The 20,224-nt window shown below is 60.7% G+C and carries 16 protein-coding genes; all 16 read right to left on the reverse strand.

Going from position 1 to position 20,224, the window contains the following annotated elements; genetic code table 11:
- Positions 1 to 252: 252 nt before the first annotated feature.
- A complete protein-coding gene (locus AC54AG_RS13475) occupies positions 253 to 636 on the reverse strand; it encodes a hypothetical protein (RefSeq protein WP_034782540.1) in 384 nt (127 codons plus the stop codon).
- A gap of 149 nt (positions 637 to 785) precedes the next feature.
- Positions 786 to 1,358 (reverse strand): hypothetical protein, encoded by a 573-nt coding sequence (locus AC54AG_RS13480; protein WP_496630622.1) that lies wholly within the window; start codon positions 1,356 to 1,358, stop codon positions 786 to 788.
- Positions 1,359 to 1,526: 168 nt separating this feature from the next.
- The gene (locus AC54AG_RS13485; protein WP_034760455.1) at positions 1,527 to 1,874 is read right to left on the reverse strand and encodes an energy transducer TonB; all 348 of its coding nucleotides are present in this window, start codon (positions 1,872 to 1,874) and stop codon (positions 1,527 to 1,529) included.
- Between the two features lie 63 nt (positions 1,875 to 1,937).
- Positions 1,938 to 3,674 carry a methyl-accepting chemotaxis protein gene (locus tag AC54AG_RS13490; RefSeq protein WP_072454304.1) on the reverse strand — a complete coding sequence of 579 codons (1,737 nt, stop codon included), beginning with the start codon at positions 3,672 to 3,674 and terminating at the stop codon, positions 1,938 to 1,940.
- A gap of 535 nt (positions 3,675 to 4,209) precedes the next feature.
- On the reverse strand, positions 4,210 to 4,671 hold the full coding sequence (locus AC54AG_RS13495) for a hypothetical protein (protein ID WP_496630624.1): 462 nt from the start codon (positions 4,669 to 4,671) through the stop codon (positions 4,210 to 4,212).
- Entirely contained in the window at positions 4,671 to 5,666 is a 996-nt protein-coding gene (dusA, locus tag AC54AG_RS13500; protein WP_072454302.1) for a tRNA dihydrouridine(20/20a) synthase DusA, read from the reverse strand. Before dusA ends, AC54AG_RS13495 begins: the two co-directional genes overlap by 1 nt.
- A 119-nt stretch (positions 5,667 to 5,785) precedes the next feature.
- A complete protein-coding gene (gene typA / locus AC54AG_RS13505) occupies positions 5,786 to 7,618 on the reverse strand; it encodes a translational GTPase TypA (RefSeq protein WP_034760139.1) in 1,833 nt (610 codons plus the stop codon).
- A 207-nt stretch (positions 7,619 to 7,825) separates the two neighbouring features.
- Positions 7,826 to 8,761: a tRNA pseudouridine(55) synthase TruB gene (truB, locus tag AC54AG_RS13510; protein ID WP_051992106.1), complete on the reverse strand. Its 936-nt coding sequence runs from the start codon at positions 8,759 to 8,761 to the stop codon at positions 7,826 to 7,828.
- Between the two features lie 2 nt (positions 8,762 to 8,763).
- Positions 8,764 to 9,180: a 30S ribosome-binding factor RbfA gene (rbfA, locus tag AC54AG_RS13515; protein WP_035825200.1), complete on the reverse strand. Its 417-nt coding sequence runs from the start codon at positions 9,178 to 9,180 to the stop codon at positions 8,764 to 8,766.
- Between the two features lie 114 nt (positions 9,181 to 9,294).
- Entirely contained in the window at positions 9,295 to 12,153 is a 2,859-nt protein-coding gene (gene infB / locus AC54AG_RS13520) for a translation initiation factor IF-2 (protein ID WP_034760145.1), read from the reverse strand.
- A gap of 46 nt (positions 12,154 to 12,199) precedes the next feature.
- The gene (gene nusA, locus AC54AG_RS13525; RefSeq protein ID WP_034760148.1) at positions 12,200 to 13,765 is read right to left on the reverse strand and encodes a transcription termination factor NusA; all 1,566 of its coding nucleotides are present in this window, start codon (positions 13,763 to 13,765) and stop codon (positions 12,200 to 12,202) included.
- Entirely contained in the window at positions 13,762 to 14,250 is a 489-nt protein-coding gene (gene rimP / locus AC54AG_RS13530) for a ribosome maturation factor RimP (RefSeq protein WP_034760462.1), read from the reverse strand. The genes nusA and rimP overlap by 4 nt, the downstream gene beginning before the upstream one ends.
- 344 nt (positions 14,251 to 14,594) lie before the next feature.
- Positions 14,595 to 16,676 (reverse strand): 23S rRNA pseudouridine(2605) synthase RluB, encoded by a 2,082-nt coding sequence (rluB, locus tag AC54AG_RS13535; RefSeq protein WP_496630627.1) that lies wholly within the window; start codon positions 16,674 to 16,676, stop codon positions 14,595 to 14,597.
- Positions 16,669 to 17,463, reverse strand: a complete 795-nt coding sequence (gene scpB / locus AC54AG_RS13540) for an SMC-Scp complex subunit ScpB (protein ID WP_034760153.1) — start codon at positions 17,461 to 17,463, stop codon at positions 16,669 to 16,671. The genes rluB and scpB overlap by 8 nt, the downstream gene beginning before the upstream one ends.
- A gap of 399 nt (positions 17,464 to 17,862) precedes the next feature.
- Positions 17,863 to 18,882, reverse strand: a complete 1,020-nt coding sequence (locus AC54AG_RS13545) for a glucokinase (protein WP_219329499.1) — start codon at positions 18,880 to 18,882, stop codon at positions 17,863 to 17,865.
- A 377-nt stretch (positions 18,883 to 19,259) separates the two neighbouring features.
- Positions 19,260 to 20,222 (reverse strand): VTT domain-containing protein, encoded by a 963-nt coding sequence (locus AC54AG_RS13550; RefSeq protein ID WP_319992367.1) that lies wholly within the window; start codon positions 20,220 to 20,222, stop codon positions 19,260 to 19,262.
- Positions 20,223 to 20,224: the final 2 nt, after the last annotated feature.

Here is a 20,224-nt window from a genome sequence, read left to right on the forward strand (position 1 = left end):
GATGCCCAAAGGCATCAACTCATCCTATGATGAAAGCCTGACAACACACCTCATCCCACTCAGGAGTACGACATGTCCCGCCTCATCCCGATCAGCTTTGGCGCCTTGCAAATAGGTCTGGCAGCGGCGGCGATGTACATCCTGTGCTCGGCGGACGTGCTGCACCAGACGGCCGTGTATTTCCACTAATAAAATGAAAAAGCCGGGCAAGCAATGCTTGTCCGGCTTTGTCCTGCCTACCACCGCAATAGATTAGCGGCGGCCGTGGTAGCGGCCATGCCCGCCCCAGCCGCCGCGGTGTCCACCGTAGCGCCCAAAGCCAAACATGAAGTCCAGCCCAATTGTCACGGGCGGATTGTAATAATACGGTTGCGGTGCGTACACGGGCGCCGGCACATACACGGGCTGCTGAACGTAGACAGGCTGTTGCTGCACATACACGGGCTCATTCGTATATTCCACGCGCGGCGCGCTCATCACGCGGCCCGACTGCACCGGCTCGGACGAGACCGTATGCCATTCATAGGGATTGTAGGCCCCCTGCGGCGCGCGCGAACCGTAATACGCAGGACCGGGGGGGGCCACGGCACAGCCACCCAAGGCGGCCAGCGAAATTACTGCCAACAGGGTTTTCATCGCAATTCTCCTAATGTGTACTACTTAATTAAGCACTATAAGAAATTACGCGGAGCTTTGCTGCGCTTTTACCGATTGTTACACCCCGACGCACGCCGCAACATGAAATGTGGCAATCGCGCCACAAGCGGCCTACACCGCATGTTTCCTCAAATAAATGGAATCGCGCACGTGTCGATGGCCTTGCCGGCCGCATCGTAGCGCTGCACGCACACCTGGTAGCGCACGCCATAGTCGAGCTCGACCTGCTCGACCTTGCCATACTTCAATTTCCAGCTGGGTTGCACCTGTTGCCGGCCTTCCAGCGCGGCCACGTCCTGGGGAATCGCCATCGCCGTTTGCGTCTCGCCCTGGCGCGCATCCTGGCGCCGCGCCACGTCGATCGATACATTCACGGCCAGGTCGACGCCGCCGTCCGCATAGCTGAGCGTGGGCGCGCCGCGCTGCGCCCGCATCACGCCCCAGGCGCAAGGTTTACCGACCGCTTCGCATTGTTTCAGCTGCGCCAGCGGGAAATATTCAGGGGCAATCTTGCCATTCTTGATGGGCCAGCTCGTGCGCACGCCGTCGCGCTTGCCCGTCAGGGGATTGTCCCAGCTCAGGCTATTGACGACGGCCACGGTCTGCCCCGGCTGCAAGCCCACGGGCGTGCCCAGCGAGGCGCAGGCGGAAAGCAGCAAACCGGTGGCGGCCAGGGAGGAAAGTGTCAGGATGCGCTGCATGATAGGCCTCTTGTGGTGGGAGATCCCGAAGATATGTTTCGAGGGTAACAGAATCGGCGGCAACAGTGCCGTTGGCTGACGCACATAACAGTACGGGCGGCACCCTTGCAGGCGCCGCCCGTAGCGGATACGGCCATGCCGGGAGCCTGGCTCCCGGCGATACGTGGATCAGTCCAGCTTCCAGGCGTAATCGACCTTGGTCCAGGTTTGCGCTGCGGCGCCATCCTTGGTGCCCGGCTTGAACTTGCATGCGGACAGGGCCTTGATGGCGGCCTTGTCCAGGTTCTTGAAGCCGCTGCTCTTCTCGACTTTCGAATCGGCAACGCTACCATCGGCATTGACCAGGAAGGACATCGACACGGTGCCCTGCTCTTCGTTCATCAGCGAGGCTTTCGGATAGTCGGCCTTGCAGTTCTTGGCATCGAACGACGCCGGCACCTCGGCCGCGAAGGCGGCGGAAGAAACGGACACCAGCAAGGCTGCTGCAACACTCATCAAACGCTTATTCTCAAACATGTGCTTCCCCATGATTATTATCAAATACGGTAGTTACCATTTCCTGTGCGCTGTTGGCCGCGCTTAAAACTCTTCCCACTCGTCATTGCTGCCCGCGCCTGCCGCCTTGCGTGGCGCTGGAGCCACGGGAGCGGCCGCTTCCGTCTTGCGCGTCAGCGACTTCACCGGGCGCAATGCCGGCGCCGGCTTGCGCACGGCCACCGGTGCGGCGGCCACGGGGGCCGGCACATACGCCGCCGGTTTCTCTTCGCCTTCGACCAGTTTGAAGATGCTGACCACGTGGGCCAGTTCGGCCGCCTGGTCCTGCAAGCTTTGCGCCGCGGCGGCTGCCTGCTCCACCAGGGCCGCATTTTGCTGCGTCATGCCATCCATCTCGATGATCGACAGGTTGACCTGTTCGATGCCAGCGCTTTGTTCCTGGCTGGCACTGGCGATCTCGCTCATGATGTCGGTCACGCGGCGTACGCTGTCGACCACTTCACCCATCGTCACGCCGGCCTGGCCGACCAGACGCGTGCCGCGTTCCGTCTTCTCGGCCGAATCGTCGATGAGGATCTTGATTTCTTTCGCGGCGCCTGCGGAGCGCTGGGCCAGGTTGCGCACTTCCGACGCCACCACGGCAAAGCCGCGGCCTTGCTCGCCGGCACGTGCCGCTTCCACGGCAGCGTTCAGCGCCAGGATATTGGTCTGGAAGGCGATGCCATCGATCACGCCAATGATGTCGACAATCTTCTTCGCCGACTCATTGATCGAGCTCATGGTGTCCACCACTTGCGACACCACGGAGCCGCCCTTGATGGCGACATCCGAAGCGGTGGCGGCCAGCTTGTTGGCTTCGCGCGCATTGTCCGCATTCTGTTTCACGGTCGAGGTCAGCTCTTCCATGGCCGAGGCCGTTTTTTCCAGCGCGCTGGCCTGCATTTCCGTGCGCGACGACAGGTCGATATTGCCGTCGGCAATTTCGCGCGAGGCCGTGCCGATGGTTTCCGTACCGACGCGCACCTGGCCAACGATGCCCACCAGGCTGTTACGCATTTCCTTCATTTCCGCCAGCAGGCTGGACGTATCGGAAGGCTGCGTGTGGATGCCGATCGACAGGTCGCCATTGGCGATGCTGCCGGCGATCGATGCCGTGTAGTCCGGCTCGCCGCCCAGCTGTTTCAGCAGGCCGCGGGTAATCACCAGTGCCGCCGCCACGCCCATCGCCACGGCCAGTACGCCGAGGATGATCATGAACAGGCGCGCGCTGTCGAAGGCCTTGCGGGCATCCGATTGCATCTGCTCGTTGAGCTTGTCTTCCAGCACGGCCAGCTGCTCCAGCGCTTCCATCCATTTTTTCTGTACCGGGCGGATTTCCTTGATCATCACGCGCGTGGCGCCTTCCGCATCGTTGGCCATCCACAATGCGGATGCCTTGGCGATGGCCGGCATCGCGGCCGCTTCGTATTCCTTGATCGAGGTCAGCAGCGCTTTTTCTTCAGGAGTGGACTCGACGGCGAATTTCTCTTCGAGCTTCTTCTGCGTTTCCTGATAGGTGCTCGTCTGCGTCTTGATACGCGCCATCTCCGGCTCCATATCGCCCGCGTCGGTCATCAGGGTCAGGATGCGCAGCGAGGTGATGCGGTCGCTGACGTTGCCACGCATGTCGATCACGAGGCGGGTGACGACGTTGTTGACATTGATCACGTGATCGAGACGCTCCTGGATTTGCGCCATGCGCGCGATGCCGAGGACGGTCACGGCCACCAGCAGAACCAGTACCAGGGCGAAACCCAGGCCCAGGCGGGTACCAACCTTCATTTTTGCTAAATTCATTTCGGCTCTTCGTAAATGAAACTATTGATAAGGATTTTTGCCCGGCACGACAAGACGAAGGCTGCGCAACACCGGTGTCCGCCCTTACCCATTGGTATGCTGGCGGTATCCGGCCGCACGCAGCCCGGGGTACTTCCTGGTCTTTCAGCAGCCCTGGAAACGCCAGTGACTGCGAATGCAAACTTGCTCCGCACGCTGAATTTTTGACACCGTTGATGTGAGATCAACATCAAACATTCATATGAGAAATATTTGTCTATAATCAATTATAGGTGTAAATTTTGCCTCAAAGCAAGCAATATGTACCCGAATAAATGGCTGATTAACTTTCTTCGGGGAAATGGCAACAACGCCGTTTCTTGCCTCTTAGAAATGCCCCACGACAGTGCGGGCATGCGCCGAAACAGCGCATTTACAACACATGGCGTAGCCATATTGCATCGTTTTGGAAGAGGTACTCAGAGGAAGGGGAAGTGCGGACAATACCAGTGCGAAGTAGCACCGGTATAGACAAGTTGACTCAGCTGTCCCAGCTGCAATGCATCACATAGGTGTGGCACTCTGTGCCGAAGACAAAGACGCTCCAGATGGCGCCCAATTGGCTGGCCAGGCTGCGCTGGCCAGACGATACCAGTTGATACCAGCGGGGTTCGCTGCCCAGCAGTTCGGCCAATTCGCGCTCGAAACCGTCATATAAACGTGCGTCGAGCGGCTGGCGGTCCGCCTCGCTCGCCGGATGCAGGCGCTCGAGCAGCCACTGGCGCGGCGCGCACAAGGCGCCGCTGCACACGACCGTTTCGAGCGGCTGCAGGCGCAAGCCGTCGGGCGTCACATCCAGCGCGCGGCACAAGGCATCGAACGATGCCTGCGGCGCGGCGGGTCCCAGATACGTGCAGAGCAACTCGCTGCCGTCATCCTTGAGCGCGCTGACGGCTTGCAGGTAGCCGTCGATGTGCCGCGCATGGCCGTGGAAATCGTCCATTACGCAGGCAGCGACAAGCGCGCCGCCGCTTCCAGCAGCAAACGCGGGTCGCCCGAGGCCAGCTTCTTCGAATCGGACAAGGTCTGGCGGAAGCCGCGCGCGCCGGGCAGGTTTTGCATCAGGCCCAGCATGTGGCGCGTGACGCTGTTCAGTTTTAATCTCCCCGCTTCTTTTTCCAGCTGCGCGCTGATGTACGGGATCATCGCTTCGAGCACTTGTTCGCGCGTTTTGACAGGCGCATCGTCGCCGTAGTAGCGCTGGTCGAACTGCGCCATCACGTACGGGTTGTGATACGCCTCGCGGCCCAGCATCACGCCGTCCAGGTGCTGCAAGTGCAGGTCAATCTCATCGAGCGTCTTGATGCCGCCATTGATGATGAATTCGAACTGGGGGAAGTCGCGCTTCAGGCGGTAGGCATAATCGTATTTCAGGGGCGGCACTTCGCGGTTTTCCTTCGGGCTCAGGCCTTTCAGGATGGCATTGCGCGCATGCACGATAAACGTCTTGCAGCCGGCGTCGGCCACGGTGCCGACGAAGTCGCGCACGAAGTCGTACGACTCGCTGTCATCGATGCCGATGCGGTGTTTCACGGTGACGTCGATGTCGACCACGTCGCGCATGGCTTTCACGCAGTCGGCCACCAGTTGCGGTTCGGCCATCAGGCAGGCGCCAAACGCGCCCTTTTGCACGCGCTCGGACGGGCAGCCGCAGTTCAGGTTGACTTCGTCGTAGCCCCACTGCTGGCCCAGCTTGGCGCTGGTGGCCAGGTCCTTCGGATCGCTGCCGCCCAGTTGCAGCGCGACCGGGTGCTCTTCCTCATTGAAGCGCAAATGGCGCTCCACGTCGCCGTACACGAGCGCGCCCGTCGTCACCATCTCGGTGTAGAGCCAGGTATGGCGCGTGATTTCGCGGTGGAACTTGCGGCAATGGCGGTCGGTCCAGTCCATCATCGGGGCGACGGACAGGCGGCGGGAAGGCAAAGAAGTGGAAGTCATGGTGTCTACAAAAAACAGGAGCTGCAAATGACAAACCCGCTGCGCGCCTCACCGGTGAAGGAAAGGCGGAGCAACGGGCTTGAGCGCGGCATGGCCCGCAGGCCATGCTCTACAACAGATTACGAATCACGCGACGCTTTTTTACGCTCGTGCTCTTTCAGGAAGCGCTTGCGCAGACGGATCGATTTAGGCGTGATTTCCACCAGTTCGTCGTCCTCGATGAATTCGACTGCGTATTCCAGCGACATCTGGATTGGCGGTACCAGGCGCACCGCTTCGTCGGTACCCGACGAACGCACGTTGGTCAGCTGCTTGCCCTTGATCGGGTTGACGACCAGGTCGTTGTCGCGCGAGTGGATACCGATGACCATGCCTTCGTAGACTGGGTCATTGTGCGACACGAACATGCGGCCGCGGTCTTGCAGTTTCCAGATAGCGTACGCAACAGCAGCACCGTCATCTTGCGAGATCAGCACGCCGTTACGACGGCCGGCCATTTCGCCACGGGTGTTGTCGACTGGCGCGTATTCATGGAATACGTGGCTCATCAGGCCGGTGCCGCGGGTCAGGGTCATGAATTCGCCCTGGAAGCCGATCAGGCCACGCGCCGGGATCAGGTACTCGAGGCGCACGCGGCCCTTGCCATCCGATTCCATGTTTTGCAGGTCGCCACGACGACGGCCCAGTTCTTCCATGACGCCACCCTGGTTGACTTCTTCAACGTCAACGGACAGGTTTTCAAACGGCTCGTGGCGCACGCCATCGACCATTTTGAAGACCACGCGTGGACGCGATACGGCCAGCTCGAAGCCTTCGCGACGCATGTTTTCGATCAGAATCGTCAGGTGCAGCTCGCCGCGGCCCGATACTTCGAAGATCGTGTCGTCGTCGGTTGGTGCCACGCGCAGAGCAACGTTGGCTTTCAATTCTTTTTCCAGACGGTCACGCAGTTGACGCGAGGTAACGAACTTGCCTTCGCGGCCAGCCAGTGGCGAATTGTTGACCATGAAGTTCATGGTCAGGGTCGGCTCGTCGACGGTCAGCATCGGCAGCGCTTCAGGCGTGTCCAGTGCGCACAGGGTCGAACCGATGCCGATTTCGTCGATACCGTTGATCAGGCAGATGTCGCCGGCGACGGCTTCGTCAACCAGCACGCGCTCCAGGCCCTTGAAGTTCAGCACCTGGTTGATGCGGCCTTTGATCGGGGTCGCGCCTGGGCCATTGATGACCAGCACGTCCTGGCCGACTTTGACGGTACCGCGGTTGACGCGGCCAATGCCGATCTTGCCGACGTACGACGAGTAGTCCAGCGAGGTGATCTGCATTTGCAGCGGGCCTTCAGGATTGTCGTCGCGTACTGGAACGTGTTCCAGGATGGCGTCGAACATCGGCTTCATGTCGCCGCCGCGCACGTCTTCGGTCAGGCCGGCATAGCCGTTCAGGCCCGAAGCGTAAATGATAGGGAAATCCAGTTGTTCGTCGGTAGCGCCCAGCTTGTCGAACAGTTCGAACGTCTGGTTGATCGCCCAGTCCGGACGTGCGCCTGGACGGTCGATCTTGTTGACGATAACGATAGGCTTCAGACCCAGTGCCAGCGCTTTACGCGTGACGAAACGGGTTTGCGGCATCGGGCCTTCCTGTGCATCGATCAGCAGCAGAACCGAGTCCACCATCGACAGAACACGTTCCACTTCGCCGCCGAAGTCGGCGTGGCCTGGGGTGTCGACGATGTTGATGTGGGTGCCTTCGTACTCAACGGCGCAGTTCTTCGACAGAATCGTAATGCCGCGCTCCTTTTCCAGGTCGTTCGAGTCCATGACTCGGGTGTCGACCGCTTGGTTTTCACGGAAGGTGCCGGACTGGCGCAGCAGCTGATCCACCAGCGTGGTTTTGCCGTGGTCAACGTGGGCGATAATGGCGATATTACGAATTGCGCGTTTTGTATTTGACATGGTCGTAGTAGTTACTGAAAAACTGCGGAGTGCGTACAAGGTGTACGAGATACCCGAATGCTAATCTATTTCCGGAACCGCGTAGTATAGCATGTTGCGTTGCAACGCTATCTAAAAATGCTGGCGGCTCTTGCAGTCGGGGACGATTTGTTTAAAAAAGCGACACTGGTTCAAGAGTGTCGCTGGGTAATGTGACGTTGCCGTGACTTATTGGTGCGCCGTGGCAATGAGACGCTCTGGCGCCAGGATGCTGTATTCCTGCAACTGGCCCGTGCCCAGCAGCTTGCTGTCGTGATACACGCGCACCCTGCCCGGCTCGGCTGGCACGGCGACGTCTTCCTTGCCCAGCGCGATGCGCTGGCCATGCAGGAAACGCTTGGCCAATTCTTCCGTCAGCTGGACGGCAGGGAAACTCGACAGCAAGGCATCGACGGGAGCCAGCAAGCTCAGCGGCGCGGCATGCGCCGTCAGTTCATCCAGGGTAACGACGCCGTCAAGCGTCAGGTTGCCCACCTGCGTGCGGCGCAAGGCGTTCAGATGGCCGCCGCAACCGAGGGCATGGCCGATGTCTTCGCCCAGCACGCGGATATACGTGCCCTTGCTGCACATCACGGACAATTTCAGGAACGGGGCTTCATAGCCGAGGAACTCGAGCTTGTGGATGGTCACCGGGCGCGCTTCGCGCTCCAGGGTGATGCCTGCCCTTGCATACTCATATAAGGGCTTGCCGTCCCTTTTCAAGGCCGAGTACATGGGCGGCGTCTGCAGGATGGGTCCGCGGAACTGCGCCAGCACGGCTTCGATCTGCTCTTCGGTGACGTTGACGTCGCGCGTTTCCAGCACGTCGCCTTCCGTGTCGCCCGTATCCGTCGTCTGCCCCAGGTGCACCAGGGTTTCGTAGGTTTTATCGGCTTCCAGCAAGTCCTGCGAGAACTTGGTCGCCTCGCCAAAGCACAGCGGCAACAAGCCCGTGGCGAACGGATCCAGGGTGCCCGTATGGCCCGCCTTCTTGGCGTTCAAGACACGCTTGGCCTTGATCAGGGCGTCATTGCTGGACCAGCCCACAGGCTTATCGAGCAGCAAGACGCCATCGACCAGGTCGCGCACCCGCTTGATGCCGGGCGGTTTCTTCGGACCCGCCACTGTTATTGCTCGTCCGCTTCTGGTTTGACATCCGGCTCGGCGTCAGCGGCGCGCGTGGCGTTGGCCTTGTCGATCAGCAGCGACATTTCCATGCCGCGCGAGGTCGAGCTGTCGTGCACGAAATGCAGCATCGGCAGGGTGTGGATATGCAGGCGCTTGCCCAGCAAGCCGCGGATGAAGCCCGACGCGGCCATCAGGCCTTCGGTGGTGTTCTTGATGGCTTCCTTGCTGTCTTTCAACATCGTGAAAAACACCTTGGCGTGCGCGTAATCGGGCGTGATCTGCACTTCGGTGATGGTGATCATCGTGCCGACGCGTGGATCCTTCAATTCGTAGGCGACGATTTCAGCCAGATCGCGCTGGATCTGGTCGGCCACGCGCAAGCCGCGCGCTGGCATGGTTTTGCTATGTTTAGCCATGATTTTATGCTGTCCTAAGTGCCGCAGGGCGCATGGGTCAAACGGTTGCCCGTTGACCAATGCGCCCCACGTGTTTGCGCGGACATCACTATGTCCGCGCCATTACTTCTGTGATTACAGGGTACGAGCGATTTCCTGGACTTCGAACACTTCCAGCGTGTCGCCAACCTGAATGTCGTTGTAGTTCTTCAGCGACAGGCCGCACTCCAGACCGGCGCGAACTTCTTTCGCATCGTCCTTGAAGCGTTTCAGGGAATCGATCTCGCCGCTCCACACCACGATGTTGTTGCGCAACAGGCGGACGGAAGAAGCACGCTTGACCACGCCATCGGTGACCAGGCAACCGGCAATCGCGCCCACTTTCGAGACCAGGATAACCTGGCGGATCTCGACTTGGCCGATAACGGTTTCGCGTTTCTCTGGTGCCAACATGCCCGACAACGCCGATTTGATCTCGTCGATCGCATCGTAAATGATGTTGTAGTAGCGAATGTCCACGCCATTCGACTCGGCCAGCTTGCGTGCCTGGGCATCAGCACGGGCGTTAAAGCCGATGATGACCGCTTTCGACGCGACTGCCAGGTTGACGTCCGATTCCGTGATGCCACCGACGGCCGCGTGAACCACTTGTACGCGCACTTCGGAGGTCGACAGTTTCTGCAGCGAACCGACCAGCGCTTCTTGCGAACCTTGCACGTCGGTTTTGATGATCAATGGCAAGTTTTTCACTTCGCCTTCGGCCATCTGGTCGAACATGTTTTCCAGTTTCGCAGCTTGCTGTTTCGCCAGTTTCACGTCGCGGAACTTACCTTGACGGAACAGACCGATTTCACGCGCTTTGCGCTCGTCAGCCATGACGACGACTTCTTCACCGGCAACCGGCACTTCCGTCAGACCCTGGATTTCGACCGGAATCGAAGGACCCGCTTCAGCGATCGACTTGCCGTTCTCGTCCAGCATGGCGCGAACACGGCCATACGAAGAGCCAGCCAGAATCACGTCGCCGCGTTTCAGGGTACCGGACTGCACCAGGATCGTCGCGACAGGACCACGGCCCTTGTCCAGACGCGCCTCGACGACCAGGCCGCGCGCAGGCGCATCGACCGGTGCCGTCAGTTCCAGCACTTCGGCTTGCAACAGCACTTGTTCCAGCAGGTCGTCGATACCTTGACCCGTTTTCGCCGACACCGGCACGAATGGCGATTCGCCACCGTATTCTTCCGGCACGACTTGTTCTGCGACCAGTTCCTGCGTCACGCGGTCCACGTTGCCGCCTGGTTTGTCGACCTTGTTGATCGCCACCACCAGCGGTACGCCGGCTGCTTTCGCATGGGCAATCGCTTCTTTCGTTTGCGGCATCACGCCATCGTCGGCGGCAACCACCAGAATGACGATGTCGGTTGCCTTGGCGCCACGGGCACGCATCGCGGTAAACGCTTCGTGGCCCGGGGTGTCGAGGAAGGTGATCATGCCGCGTGGCGTATCGACGTGGTAGGCGCCGATATGCTGCGTAATGCCGCCCGCTTCGCCGGAGGCAACCTTGGCGCGACGGATGTAATCGAGCAGCGAGGTCTTGCCATGGTCGACGTGACCCATGACGGTGACCACCGGTGCGCGTGGCTTGGTTTCGAAGTGCGCGTGTTCGCCCACATCGGCCAGCAGCGCTTCCGGATCGTCCAGTTCGGCGGCGAACGCCTTGTGGCCCATTTCTTCCACCAGAATCATGGCGGTTTCCTGGTCCAGCACCTGGTTGATCGTGCACATCTGGCCCAATTTCATCAAATGCTTGATGACTTCGGATGCCTTGACGGACATTTTGTGCGCCAGTTCGGCCACGGTGATCGTTTCTGGTACGTGCACGTCTTTGACGACGGCTTCCGTAGGAGCCTGGAAGTTCGATTCACGGTCGTCATGGTGCGTCGGGCGACGGCCCTTCGCGCCACCGCGCCAGCTGTCACGGCCGCCTGGGCCGCTATTGCCGCGTGGTTTCGGACCACCGGTGGTGCCGCGTTTTTTCGCGTCATCGGACCAGGTGGACGACACATTGGCCGACTTGATCGATTTCTTGTCTGCAACAGCAGGCTTCTTGTCGCCCGGCTTGTCGCCAGGTTTCTTGTCAGCAGGCTTGTGCAGGGTGCCTTCCGGCGCCTTCGGCTTGACGGGAACCGGTACGGGTTCCGGTGCCTTGATGGCGCGGCGTGGCGCGTTCATCATGGCCTTGATCTGGGCAACTTCGTCGGCAACGGCCTTGCGTGCACGCTCGGTGGCTTCCGCTTTGTCAGCGGCTTCCTTGGCGGCAACAGCAGCGGCAGCCGCTTTCTTCTTCGCTTCTTCAGCGGCAGCAGCTTTCTTCGCCTCGGCGGCGGCGTCGTCAACGACAGGCGCAGCGGCGCTGGCGGCAGGCGCGGCAGCAGCCTTGGCAGCGGCTTTCTTCGCTTCCGCTTCAGCTTCTTTCTTCGCAGCCAATTCAGCCTGTTGCGTGGCTTTCGCCTGGGCTTCTTTTTCCGCGTCGAGCTTGGCCAGACGTTCTTGCTTTTCGCGCAGATCGGCTTCCTGGCGGGCGATCAGTTCAGCCTGTTTACGGGCTTCTTCTTCACGGCGCGCCACGTCGGCGGGATCGATCACCGGTGCGGCAGGCGCAACCGGTTCTGCCGCGACCGGCGCAGCTTCGTCACGCTGGACGAAAGTGCGTTTCTTGCGCACTTCCACCTGGATGGTGCGCGATTTGCCGGTGGCGTCAGCTTGCTTGATCTCAGTCGTTTCCTTGCGGGTCACGGTGATTTTTTTCTTTTCTGTGTCAGCCGCTGCGCCGTGTGTGCGGCGCAGATGATCCAAAAGCTTGTCCTTATCATCTTTCGACAATGGATCTGACGTCGAACTTTTCTCGACGCCGGCAGAACGCAGCTGCGTCAGCAGCAAATCTGCAGGCATCTTCAGTTCGGTGGCAAATTGGGCTACGTTGTTACTCGCCATTCAGTCCTCTTTTCTATGTGTCGCGGAGATGATAAAGATACTCAAATTAAGCCTTTGCGGATTCGGCCAGACTCCATGCCTTGGCTTGCAACGCCTTGGCACGATCGTCGTATTTCGAGTCAACCAACTTCATCTCATCGTCGGTCACATCTTTAAATTCACTTGTAATCAGTTCACGCGCACGGTCCGCAGACAAGGCCAGGATTGCGCCAAATTCGTCGTATGCCAGTGCTGCAAATGCTTCAACGGTCTTGATACCAGCCAGACCCAGCTTGCCGGCGGTAATGCGGTCCATGCCTTCCAGACCCACCAACGCCTCGTCCATGCCTTCCAGACCCTCTTCCGAAGCAATCGCTTCGGTCACGAGCGCATCACGCGCACGGGTACGGAGTTCATTGACGGTATCTTCGTCAAACGATTCGATTTCCAGCATTTCGGAAATTGGCACGTAAGCGATTTCTTCCAGACTGGCGAAACCTTCTTCCACCAGAATATCGGCCACTTCCTGGTCGACATCGAGCTTTTCCATGAACAGGATGCGCACGGCAGCCGTTTCCTGGGCAGCTTTGTCAGCCGATTCTTCGGCCGTCATGATGTTGATCTTCCAGCCGGTCAGGTCCGAGGCCAGGCGCACGTTCTGGCCGGAACGGCCGATCGCGATTGCCAGGTTTTCTTCGTCCACGACGACATCCATCGCGTGTTTTTCTTCATCGACCATGATCGACGACACGTTCGCCGGCGCCAGGGCGCCGATGACGAACTGCGCCGGATCTTCCGACCACAGCACGATGTCGACACGTTCGCCACCGAGTTCGCCGGTCACGGCCTGCACGCGCGAACCGCGCATGCCGACGCAAGTACCGATCGGGTCGATGCGCTTGTCGGCCGTGTAGACGGCGATCTTGGCGCGGACGCCGGCATCGCGGGCTGCGGATTTGATTTCCAGCATGCCTTGCTCGATTTCCGGCACTTCCAGTTCGAACAGCTTCATGATGAATTCCGGCGCGGTGCGCGACAGAATCACTTGCGGGCCGCGCATGTTGCGGTCGATACGCAAGATGAAGGCACGCACACGGTCGCCGATACGCAGATTCTCTTTCGGGATCATCTGGTCGCGTGGCAGACGCGCTTCGATCTTGCCCGATTCGACGATGGCGTCGCCGCGTTCCATGCGCTTGATGGTGCCGGTGACGAGCGAATCGCCGCGTTCCAGGAAGTCGACCAGGATCTGTTCGCGTTCGGCGTCACGTACGCGCTGCAGGACAACCTGTTTGGTATCCTGGGCGAAACGGCGGCCGAATTCGACGGATTCGATCGGTTCTTCGATATGGTCATCGACTTCGATATCGGCGATCTGTTCTTTTGCCTCGAAATGCAGGATCTCCTGATCCGGCAATTGCAGGCCCGCTTCATCGGGCACGACGTGCCAGCGGCGGAACGATTCGAATTCGCCCGTTTCGCGGTCGATCGAAACGCGGATGTCTACCTCACCCTCATACCGTTTCTTCGTGGCTTGCGCCAACGCGAATTCGAGGGCGCCGAAGACGACATCTTTATCGACGTTTTTTTCGCGCGCCAGCGCGTCAACCAATAATAAAACTTCGCGGCTCATGCTTTGCGTCCCTTAAAAACCACCTGCGGCACCAAGCGTGCCTTATCCACATCGGCGAGCGTAAACTCCAACATCGCCGGACCATCCTTACCTTCAAATTCCAACGACAATTTATCGCCCACGGGTTCTTGCAGAATCCCCTGGAACGATTTCCGGTTGTTCGTACCCGGCATCGCCACAGTCAGCTTGACGATGATTTCCTGGCCTGCGAAACGGACGAAGTCTTCCAGCTTGCGCACCGGACGATCGAGACCCGGGGAAGAAATCTCGAGACGTTCGTAAGGAACGTTCTCTACCGTCAACACATGCGATAACTGGTGACTCACCGTGGCACAGTCTTCGACCGTGATCGGACCTTTTTCAGCGGCATCGGCGGCGCTGAAATCAATAAAGACGCGCAGCAGCCCGCGCTCGGCACGTTCGACATCAACGAGCTCATAGCCCAGACCTGTAACTGTCTTTTCAATTAATCCCAACTGCTGCAAAAAATTCTCCAGAAATAAGGCCCGTTTTCGGCATGACAGCGCCGCAATGAGCGCCGACACCATGCAAAAACACGCATTCAAGTCATATATGGCCCCTTGCGGAGCCATTACAAACGGTTCAACAAAAAAAAAATGGGCATCTGCCCATCTTCTTGTATTTCCCCAACCAGATGAAAGCACTCCCCACCAAACAACCCTGCGGAGAACTTTTATTAGGCTGCAGATTATAACCTCTTATTAACTTCGCCGCAATGCCGCACACGAGGAGCGGCCCGGCTTACAACAGTTACAAGAGCGCGCACCCGCGGCAGATCGGCGGGCGCGCAAGAAGAAACTCTTCCCGATTAACCTTTGCTGCGGCGGCGCGGCATGCCATCCATGCCGCCACGATCCATGCCGCCACGATCCATGCCGCCACGCGGCTGGCCACCGGAACGCGCTTGCCCACCGGCGCCACCACCCGTATTGCGGCGCGGACCCGTGTTGGCGAAGCCGAATGCCGTTTGCAGCGGATCGGGCTGACGCGGACCGCGCTGCGGCGCGCGGCCTTCGCCGCCACCGGCCGGACGACCTTGACCCTGGCCTGCCGCACGCGGCGGACGGCCCTGGCCTTGCGGCGCGCCTTCGAACGAGGCCGACGAACGGGGCTGGCCGCCCTGGAACGGGCCTTGCGGCTGGCCACGGCCAGGACCACGGGCTTCGCCTGGACGACCGGCGCCGCCTGGACGACCCTGGCCTTGCGGACGGGCAAACTGGCCTTGCGGCTGGCCACGGCGCGGCGCGACCGGGAAAGGATCGGCGTTGCGGTTGCTCACATCGATACGGTTGCCATTCGGCTCGTCATCGCGACTCGCCTTGCGCGCTTCGCGGCCCTTGGCGGCGCCAGCGGCACGGGGATCGCCCGATGCCGGCATTTTCTTTTCGATGCCGTAGGCGGTCAACAGATCGCGCACGGTGTTTTCATCCATCTCTTCCCAGCGGCCGCGTTTCAGGCCGCTCGGCAGGGTCATGGCGCCGTAGCGGGTACGGATCAGGCGCGACACAGTCAGGCCGATCGCTTCGAACATGCGGCGCACTTCGCGGTTACGGCCTTCGCCGATCACCACGCGATACCACTTGTTGATGCCTTCGCCGCCGCCATCGGCGATCTTCGAGAACTGCGCCAGGCCGTCTTCCAGCTCGACGCCGGCCAGCAGCTTCTGGCGCATGCCCTCTTCCAGCTCGCCCAGGGTACGCACGGCGTACTCGCGGTCGATGCCGTAGCGCGGGTGCATCAGACGGTTGGCCAGGTCACCGGAGGTGGTAAACAGCAGCAAGCCTTCCGTGTTGAAGTCGAGGCGGCCAACGGCCAGCCACTTGCCCGCCTTCATGGTCGGCAGGCGGTCGAACACGGATGGACGGCCGTCCGGGTCGTTGTGGCTGACGATTTCGCCGGCCGGCTTGTGGTAGACCAACACGCGCGGCGGCTTCTTGCTGACGCGGCGCTGGATCAACTTGCCGTTGATACGCACGTGGTCGCTCGGCAGGATGCGCTGGCCGATGTGGGCCGGCTCGCCATTGACGGACACGCGGCCCGAAATGATCAGGTCTTCCATGTCGCGGCGCGAACCGAGACCGGCTTCGGCCAGCACCTTGTGCAGCTTCGGCGCGTCGTCGTCGGACGTCAGGTCGCGGCGCACGGCCACTTTCTGTACGCGGCCCGTGCCGCCCTCTTCGCTGTCGAACGCGTCGGAGGTAACGAACGAGAAGACAGCGTCAGCGTCGCTGAGCTTGCCTGGCGCAGCCTGGCGGCCCTTGCCCTTTTTACGGCTCTTGCCGGCATTCTTGCCGGCGCCCGGCACGTCGTTGCGCGGACCGCGCGGCAGGCGCGGACCGGACACGAGGTTGCCTTCGGCATCGAACACATCGGCGACAGGCGCGGCGGCCTGCTCTGCGACAGGCGCGGCGTCGGCTGCCTGCGGCGCTTCGGCGCGTGGCGGCTGGCGCAGTGCGCGTTCCGCCTGCACGCCACGCATCTGGCGCGGACCACGGGTCGGGCGTGCTTCGGCCGGCTTGTCAGCAACGGCTTCGGGCGCCGTTTCAGCGACGGCGGCAGCAGCCTTGGCGGCAGCGCGGGCGCGCGGCGGACGCGGTGCAGGGGCGGCAACGGCTTCGGCAGCCGCTTCGGCGGCATCGGCCACGGCCTTCAAGGCTGGCTTGGCGCGGGTTTTCTTGGCGGCTGGCGCAGCTTCTGCTTCAGCAGCGACGGGCGCATCGGCGGCCACGTCGGCTTTCGTGCGGCGCTTCGGCTTGGCAGCGGCGGTGTCGCCTGCAGCAACGGCAGCGGCCGTATCAGCTTCGATCTGGGCCTTGGTGCGGCGCTTGGGCTTGGCAACGATGGCTTCGTCGCTGGCGGTAACTGTCTCGGGTGTGTTCGGATTATTCATTCTTCGTTTCTTGGCTGTGCTGACCTGGCGCAGCGTCAACCGTTAGTTCTGGCGCAGGGTCGTGAGTGTAGGCTTCGTCCGTGGGCGAAGCATCGGGGCCGGCATCAAGGCTTGCTGTCACATCTACATCTGTCACAGCCGTATTGCTACCTGCACCAAGCTGGGGGACAAGCTCATTGCTTGCCTTGTCAAAATTTTCCTGCAGGGCCGCTTCCAGGGCTTCGAGCCCATTGCCCTGCATCTCGCTGATTTGCTGCAAAGGCGGCAGCTGGGACAGCGATTGCAAACCCAGGTCATCCAAAAATTGCTTGGTGGTGGCCAGCAAGGCCGGCCGTCCCACCACGTCACGGTAGCCGATGGCATCGACCCAGCCACGGTCTTCCAGCATCTTGATCGTCTGCGAATTGACGGCAACGCCGCGAATTTCCTCGATATCGCCGCGCGTCACCGGCTGGCGGTAGGCGATGATGGCGAGGGTTTCCAAGGTTGCCCGTGAATACTTGGGCGGCCGCTCGGGCGTCAAACGGTCGAGATACATCTTCATTTCCGGGCGGCTTTGAAAGCGCCAGCCCGATGCGAGACTGACGATCTCGATGCCGCGCCCTTCCCATTCATCGCGCAACTCTTCCAGCAACTGCTTGATCGTATCGGCGCCAACGCCGACACCGCGCACGCGACCATTCTCGTCCGCATCGACGAACAGCTTCTTCAAGCTGTGGATCGTCAGCGATTCACGAGCGCACAGCAACGCGGTTTCGAGGACTTTTTTAGCCTCAATTGTATTCATAGCAATTCTGTGCGGATGTGTGTTGCAATTCGTATGCAGAGAAAGAAATCAAAAACGTTCATTTCAACGTAACAGATGGCAGACATCGATGATGACGCCGTGCTGGGTTACTAGTTGAGGCTGTTTTTCCGACGCCTTGGCCGATGCGCGCAAAGCGGGACTAAAGCGGATGCAGTGAAAGTCCTGCCATCCATGGTGCTGGCCTTAAATAACCAGCAATGAAACGAACTCCGGAGCAGCTGCTTTTCCCGTGGCGGCGAACCAGCCAGACAGGAGAGCGACAGTCGTCGTTTCATCCAACGATGCCAATTGTACCTGATAAAAAGCGGAAAAGCGCAAAACCGGGCAAAACACGCGTTTTACCCGGCCCTGGCGCGACACATCGCCCGCTTGCCCGCGTCACAGGGAGGCGAGTTTCTCCGAGAGAATGGCCGATGCGCCCAGGAAAGCTGGGTACTGCGCCGTGATGACGAAGGTCGGCACTTGCGAGACGTAATTGGCGAAGCGGCCCTTGCGCTCGAAGCGGGCGCGGAAACCGGAGCGGTCGAAACGCGCGCCCAGGCGTGGCACGATGCCGCCGCCGATATAGATACCGCCCAGCGCGCCCAGGGTGACGGCGACGTTGCCCGCCACGGTGCCGAGCATGCAGCAGAACGCTTCGATGACGTCGTCGCACAGCTGCGATTCACCGGCCAGCGCGCGGCGCGTGATTTCCGCCGCCGTCAAGTCTTCGGCCGGCACGCCCGCGCGGTCGGCCAGGGCACGGTAGATCAGTTCCAGGCCATCGCCGGAAATCAAGCGTTCGGCCGAGACGTGCTCGTATTCGCGCCAGGCGAATTGCAGGATGCTCACTTCCACTTCGTTGAACGGCGCAAAGCTGACGTGGCCGCCTTCGCTTTGCAGGGCGATCCAGCCGCCGTGCGACGGAATCAGGCCAGACACGCCCAGGCCCGTGCCGGCGCCGATCAGGCCGATGGCCGTGTTCGGACGGGCCGTGCCCGCGCCCACCTGGTGCTTTTGCTCGCTCGACAGTTGCGGCAAGGAGCGCGCCAGCGCCGTGAAATCGTTGACCACGTCCAGGGTCGTGAAACCGCACTCTTCGCGCATGGCGCGGATCGAGAACGACCAGTGGTGGTTCGTCATGCTGAGGAAATCGCCGTCGACCGGGTTGGCGATGGCGATCACGGCATGGCGCACGGCTTGCCCGCCAGCGGCAGCGATGTGCGGCAAGGCCAGGTAGGCTTGCAGGGCGGCGGACAGGCTAGGGTAATCGGCACAGGGCAATACTTCCACCAGGGTGATGTGGCCAGCGGCCACTTCCAGGGCGAAACGGGCATTGGTGCCGCCCACGTCGGCCAGCAGGCGCGGTCCATCGGCGAAGGCGGAAGTCGGCAGTACGGGAGAAGACGAAGCGCTCATGATTTTAAATGATGAAGTGGGACGCATGGGACGCCAAGCTTAAAGGATGAATGCGCCCGGAGGCAAGCGAAGTTTGTAGTTTAAGTACATCAAAACAAGCCTTTATTGGTAGTTCCACTCCAAATGCAACAGGCAACGCCAAAATTGCTTAGAAACAATGATTTATAGTAAGTGCTTGCACTCATCAGGCGCACGAAAAGCATGCTGCACAGCAGCAGGAGCCGCCTTGAAAACACAGTATGCCGGAGTTTGCGCAAAGCCGCTTTGTACGCGGCGGCGCGGGTGCGGCGCCGCCGTCCTGACGCTGCCGCAAAGCGGTTTTCGTATTATTACTACCGGTTTTTGACTGCCCGCCTGGCGAGCAGGAAGCAGCGCAATCAGGAGGGCAAGCCTTCGCCCAGCAGGCTGGCGGGCGCCGGCTGGTCCGAGCGGTAGGCGGCATTCCAGGCGTCCAGGCCGCCATGCAGAGGCTTGGCGCGGTGAAAGCCGTGCTGGTGCAGCAGTTTGGCCACTTGCGCGGCCGTCACGTCGTTGGGACAGCTGCAATACACGATGATGTGGCGGTCCTTGTCCATGGCGATCATGGCGGGCACCGGCTCCTTGCCATTGAAGAACAAGGCGCCCGGTACGGCCGGTTCCAGCGCCTGGGCCGTGGCACTGCGCGCATCGACCATCAGCGGCTCCTCGCCCTGCTCTATGAGTTCGAGCAATTCATCGATGCCGATGCGCTCGATCTGCAAGGCCTGGCGGAAACGCCGGCGTTCGAGGAATTTGTACAGCAGGAACAAGCCCAGCAAGGTGGCCAGCATCAGCAAGGCCGTGCTGCCCATGGTGCTGAGCAAGTCGAGCACCTGCTGCACGCTGGAATGGAAAATCACGCCGACGACGATGCCCGTACCGCTCCACAGCAAGGCGCCCAGGCCCGCGTACAGGAAGAACAGGCCAGGCGGCGTGCCCAGCGCGCCCGACATGGGCGCGGCGACGGTATTGAAGCCCGGCACGAACTTGGAGACGATCAGCGCTTTCGGGCCCCAGCGCTTGAATTTGTCTTCCGTCTGGCTGACGCAGTAATCGGGCGACAGCGAGATACGGCACAGCAGCCGCAGGATGCGCTTGCCAAAATGGCGGCCCGCGCGGAACCACGTGAAGTCACTGATCAGGCAGGCACTCAACGCGGCGGCCAGCACCAGCGCCCCATTCATGTCGCCATCGACAGCCAGCGCCCCCGCCACCACGAGGATGGGAAAAGCGGGAATCGGCAGGCCGAGCTGCTCCACCAGCACGATGCCAAAGACTATCAGGACACCGTAATGTTCGAGCAGGTAAATGAGGTTGGGCATGG

This window comes from Janthinobacterium sp. BCJ23, from assembly GCF_059617945.1.

Excerpts from the sequence above, each read along its gene's own strand:
- AC54AG_RS13475 (WP_034782540.1), bottom strand. The coding sequence starts at position 636 with ATGAAAACCCTGTTGGCAGTAATTTCGCTGGCCGCCTTGGGTGGCTGT.
- AC54AG_RS13480 (WP_496630622.1), bottom strand. The coding sequence starts at position 1,358 with ATGCAGCGCATCCTGACACTTTCCTCCCTGGCCGCCACCGGTTTGCTG.
- AC54AG_RS13485 (WP_034760455.1), bottom strand. The coding sequence starts at position 1,874 with ATGTTTGAGAATAAGCGTTTGATGAGTGTTGCAGCAGCCTTGCTGGTG.
- AC54AG_RS13490 (WP_072454304.1), bottom strand. The coding sequence starts at position 3,674 with ATGAAGGTTGGTACCCGCCTGGGCCTGGGTTTCGCCCTGGTACTGGTT.
- AC54AG_RS13495 (WP_496630624.1), bottom strand. The coding sequence starts at position 4,671 with ATGGACGATTTCCACGGCCATGCGCGGCACATCGACGGCTACCTGCAA.
- dusA (WP_072454302.1), bottom strand. The coding sequence starts at position 5,666 with ATGACTTCCACTTCTTTGCCTTCCCGCCGCCTGTCCGTCGCCCCGATG.
- typA (WP_034760139.1), bottom strand. The coding sequence starts at position 7,618 with ATGTCAAATACAAAACGCGCAATTCGTAATATCGCCATTATCGCCCAC.
- rbfA (WP_035825200.1), bottom strand. The coding sequence starts at position 9,180 with ATGGCTAAACATAGCAAAACCATGCCAGCGCGCGGCTTGCGCGTGGCC.
- infB (WP_034760145.1), bottom strand. The coding sequence starts at position 12,153 with ATGGCGAGTAACAACGTAGCCCAATTTGCCACCGAACTGAAGATGCCT.
- nusA (WP_034760148.1), bottom strand. The coding sequence starts at position 13,765 with ATGAGCCGCGAAGTTTTATTATTGGTTGACGCGCTGGCGCGCGAAAAA.
- rluB (WP_496630627.1), bottom strand. The coding sequence starts at position 16,676 with ATGAATAATCCGAACACACCCGAGACAGTTACCGCCAGCGACGAAGCC.
- scpB (WP_034760153.1), bottom strand. The coding sequence starts at position 17,463 with ATGAATACAATTGAGGCTAAAAAAGTCCTCGAAACCGCGTTGCTGTGC.
- AC54AG_RS13545 (WP_219329499.1), bottom strand. The coding sequence starts at position 18,882 with ATGAGCGCTTCGTCTTCTCCCGTACTGCCGACTTCCGCCTTCGCCGAT.
- AC54AG_RS13550 (WP_319992367.1), bottom strand. The coding sequence starts at position 20,222 with ATGCCCAACCTCATTTACCTGCTCGAACATTACGGTGTCCTGATAGTC.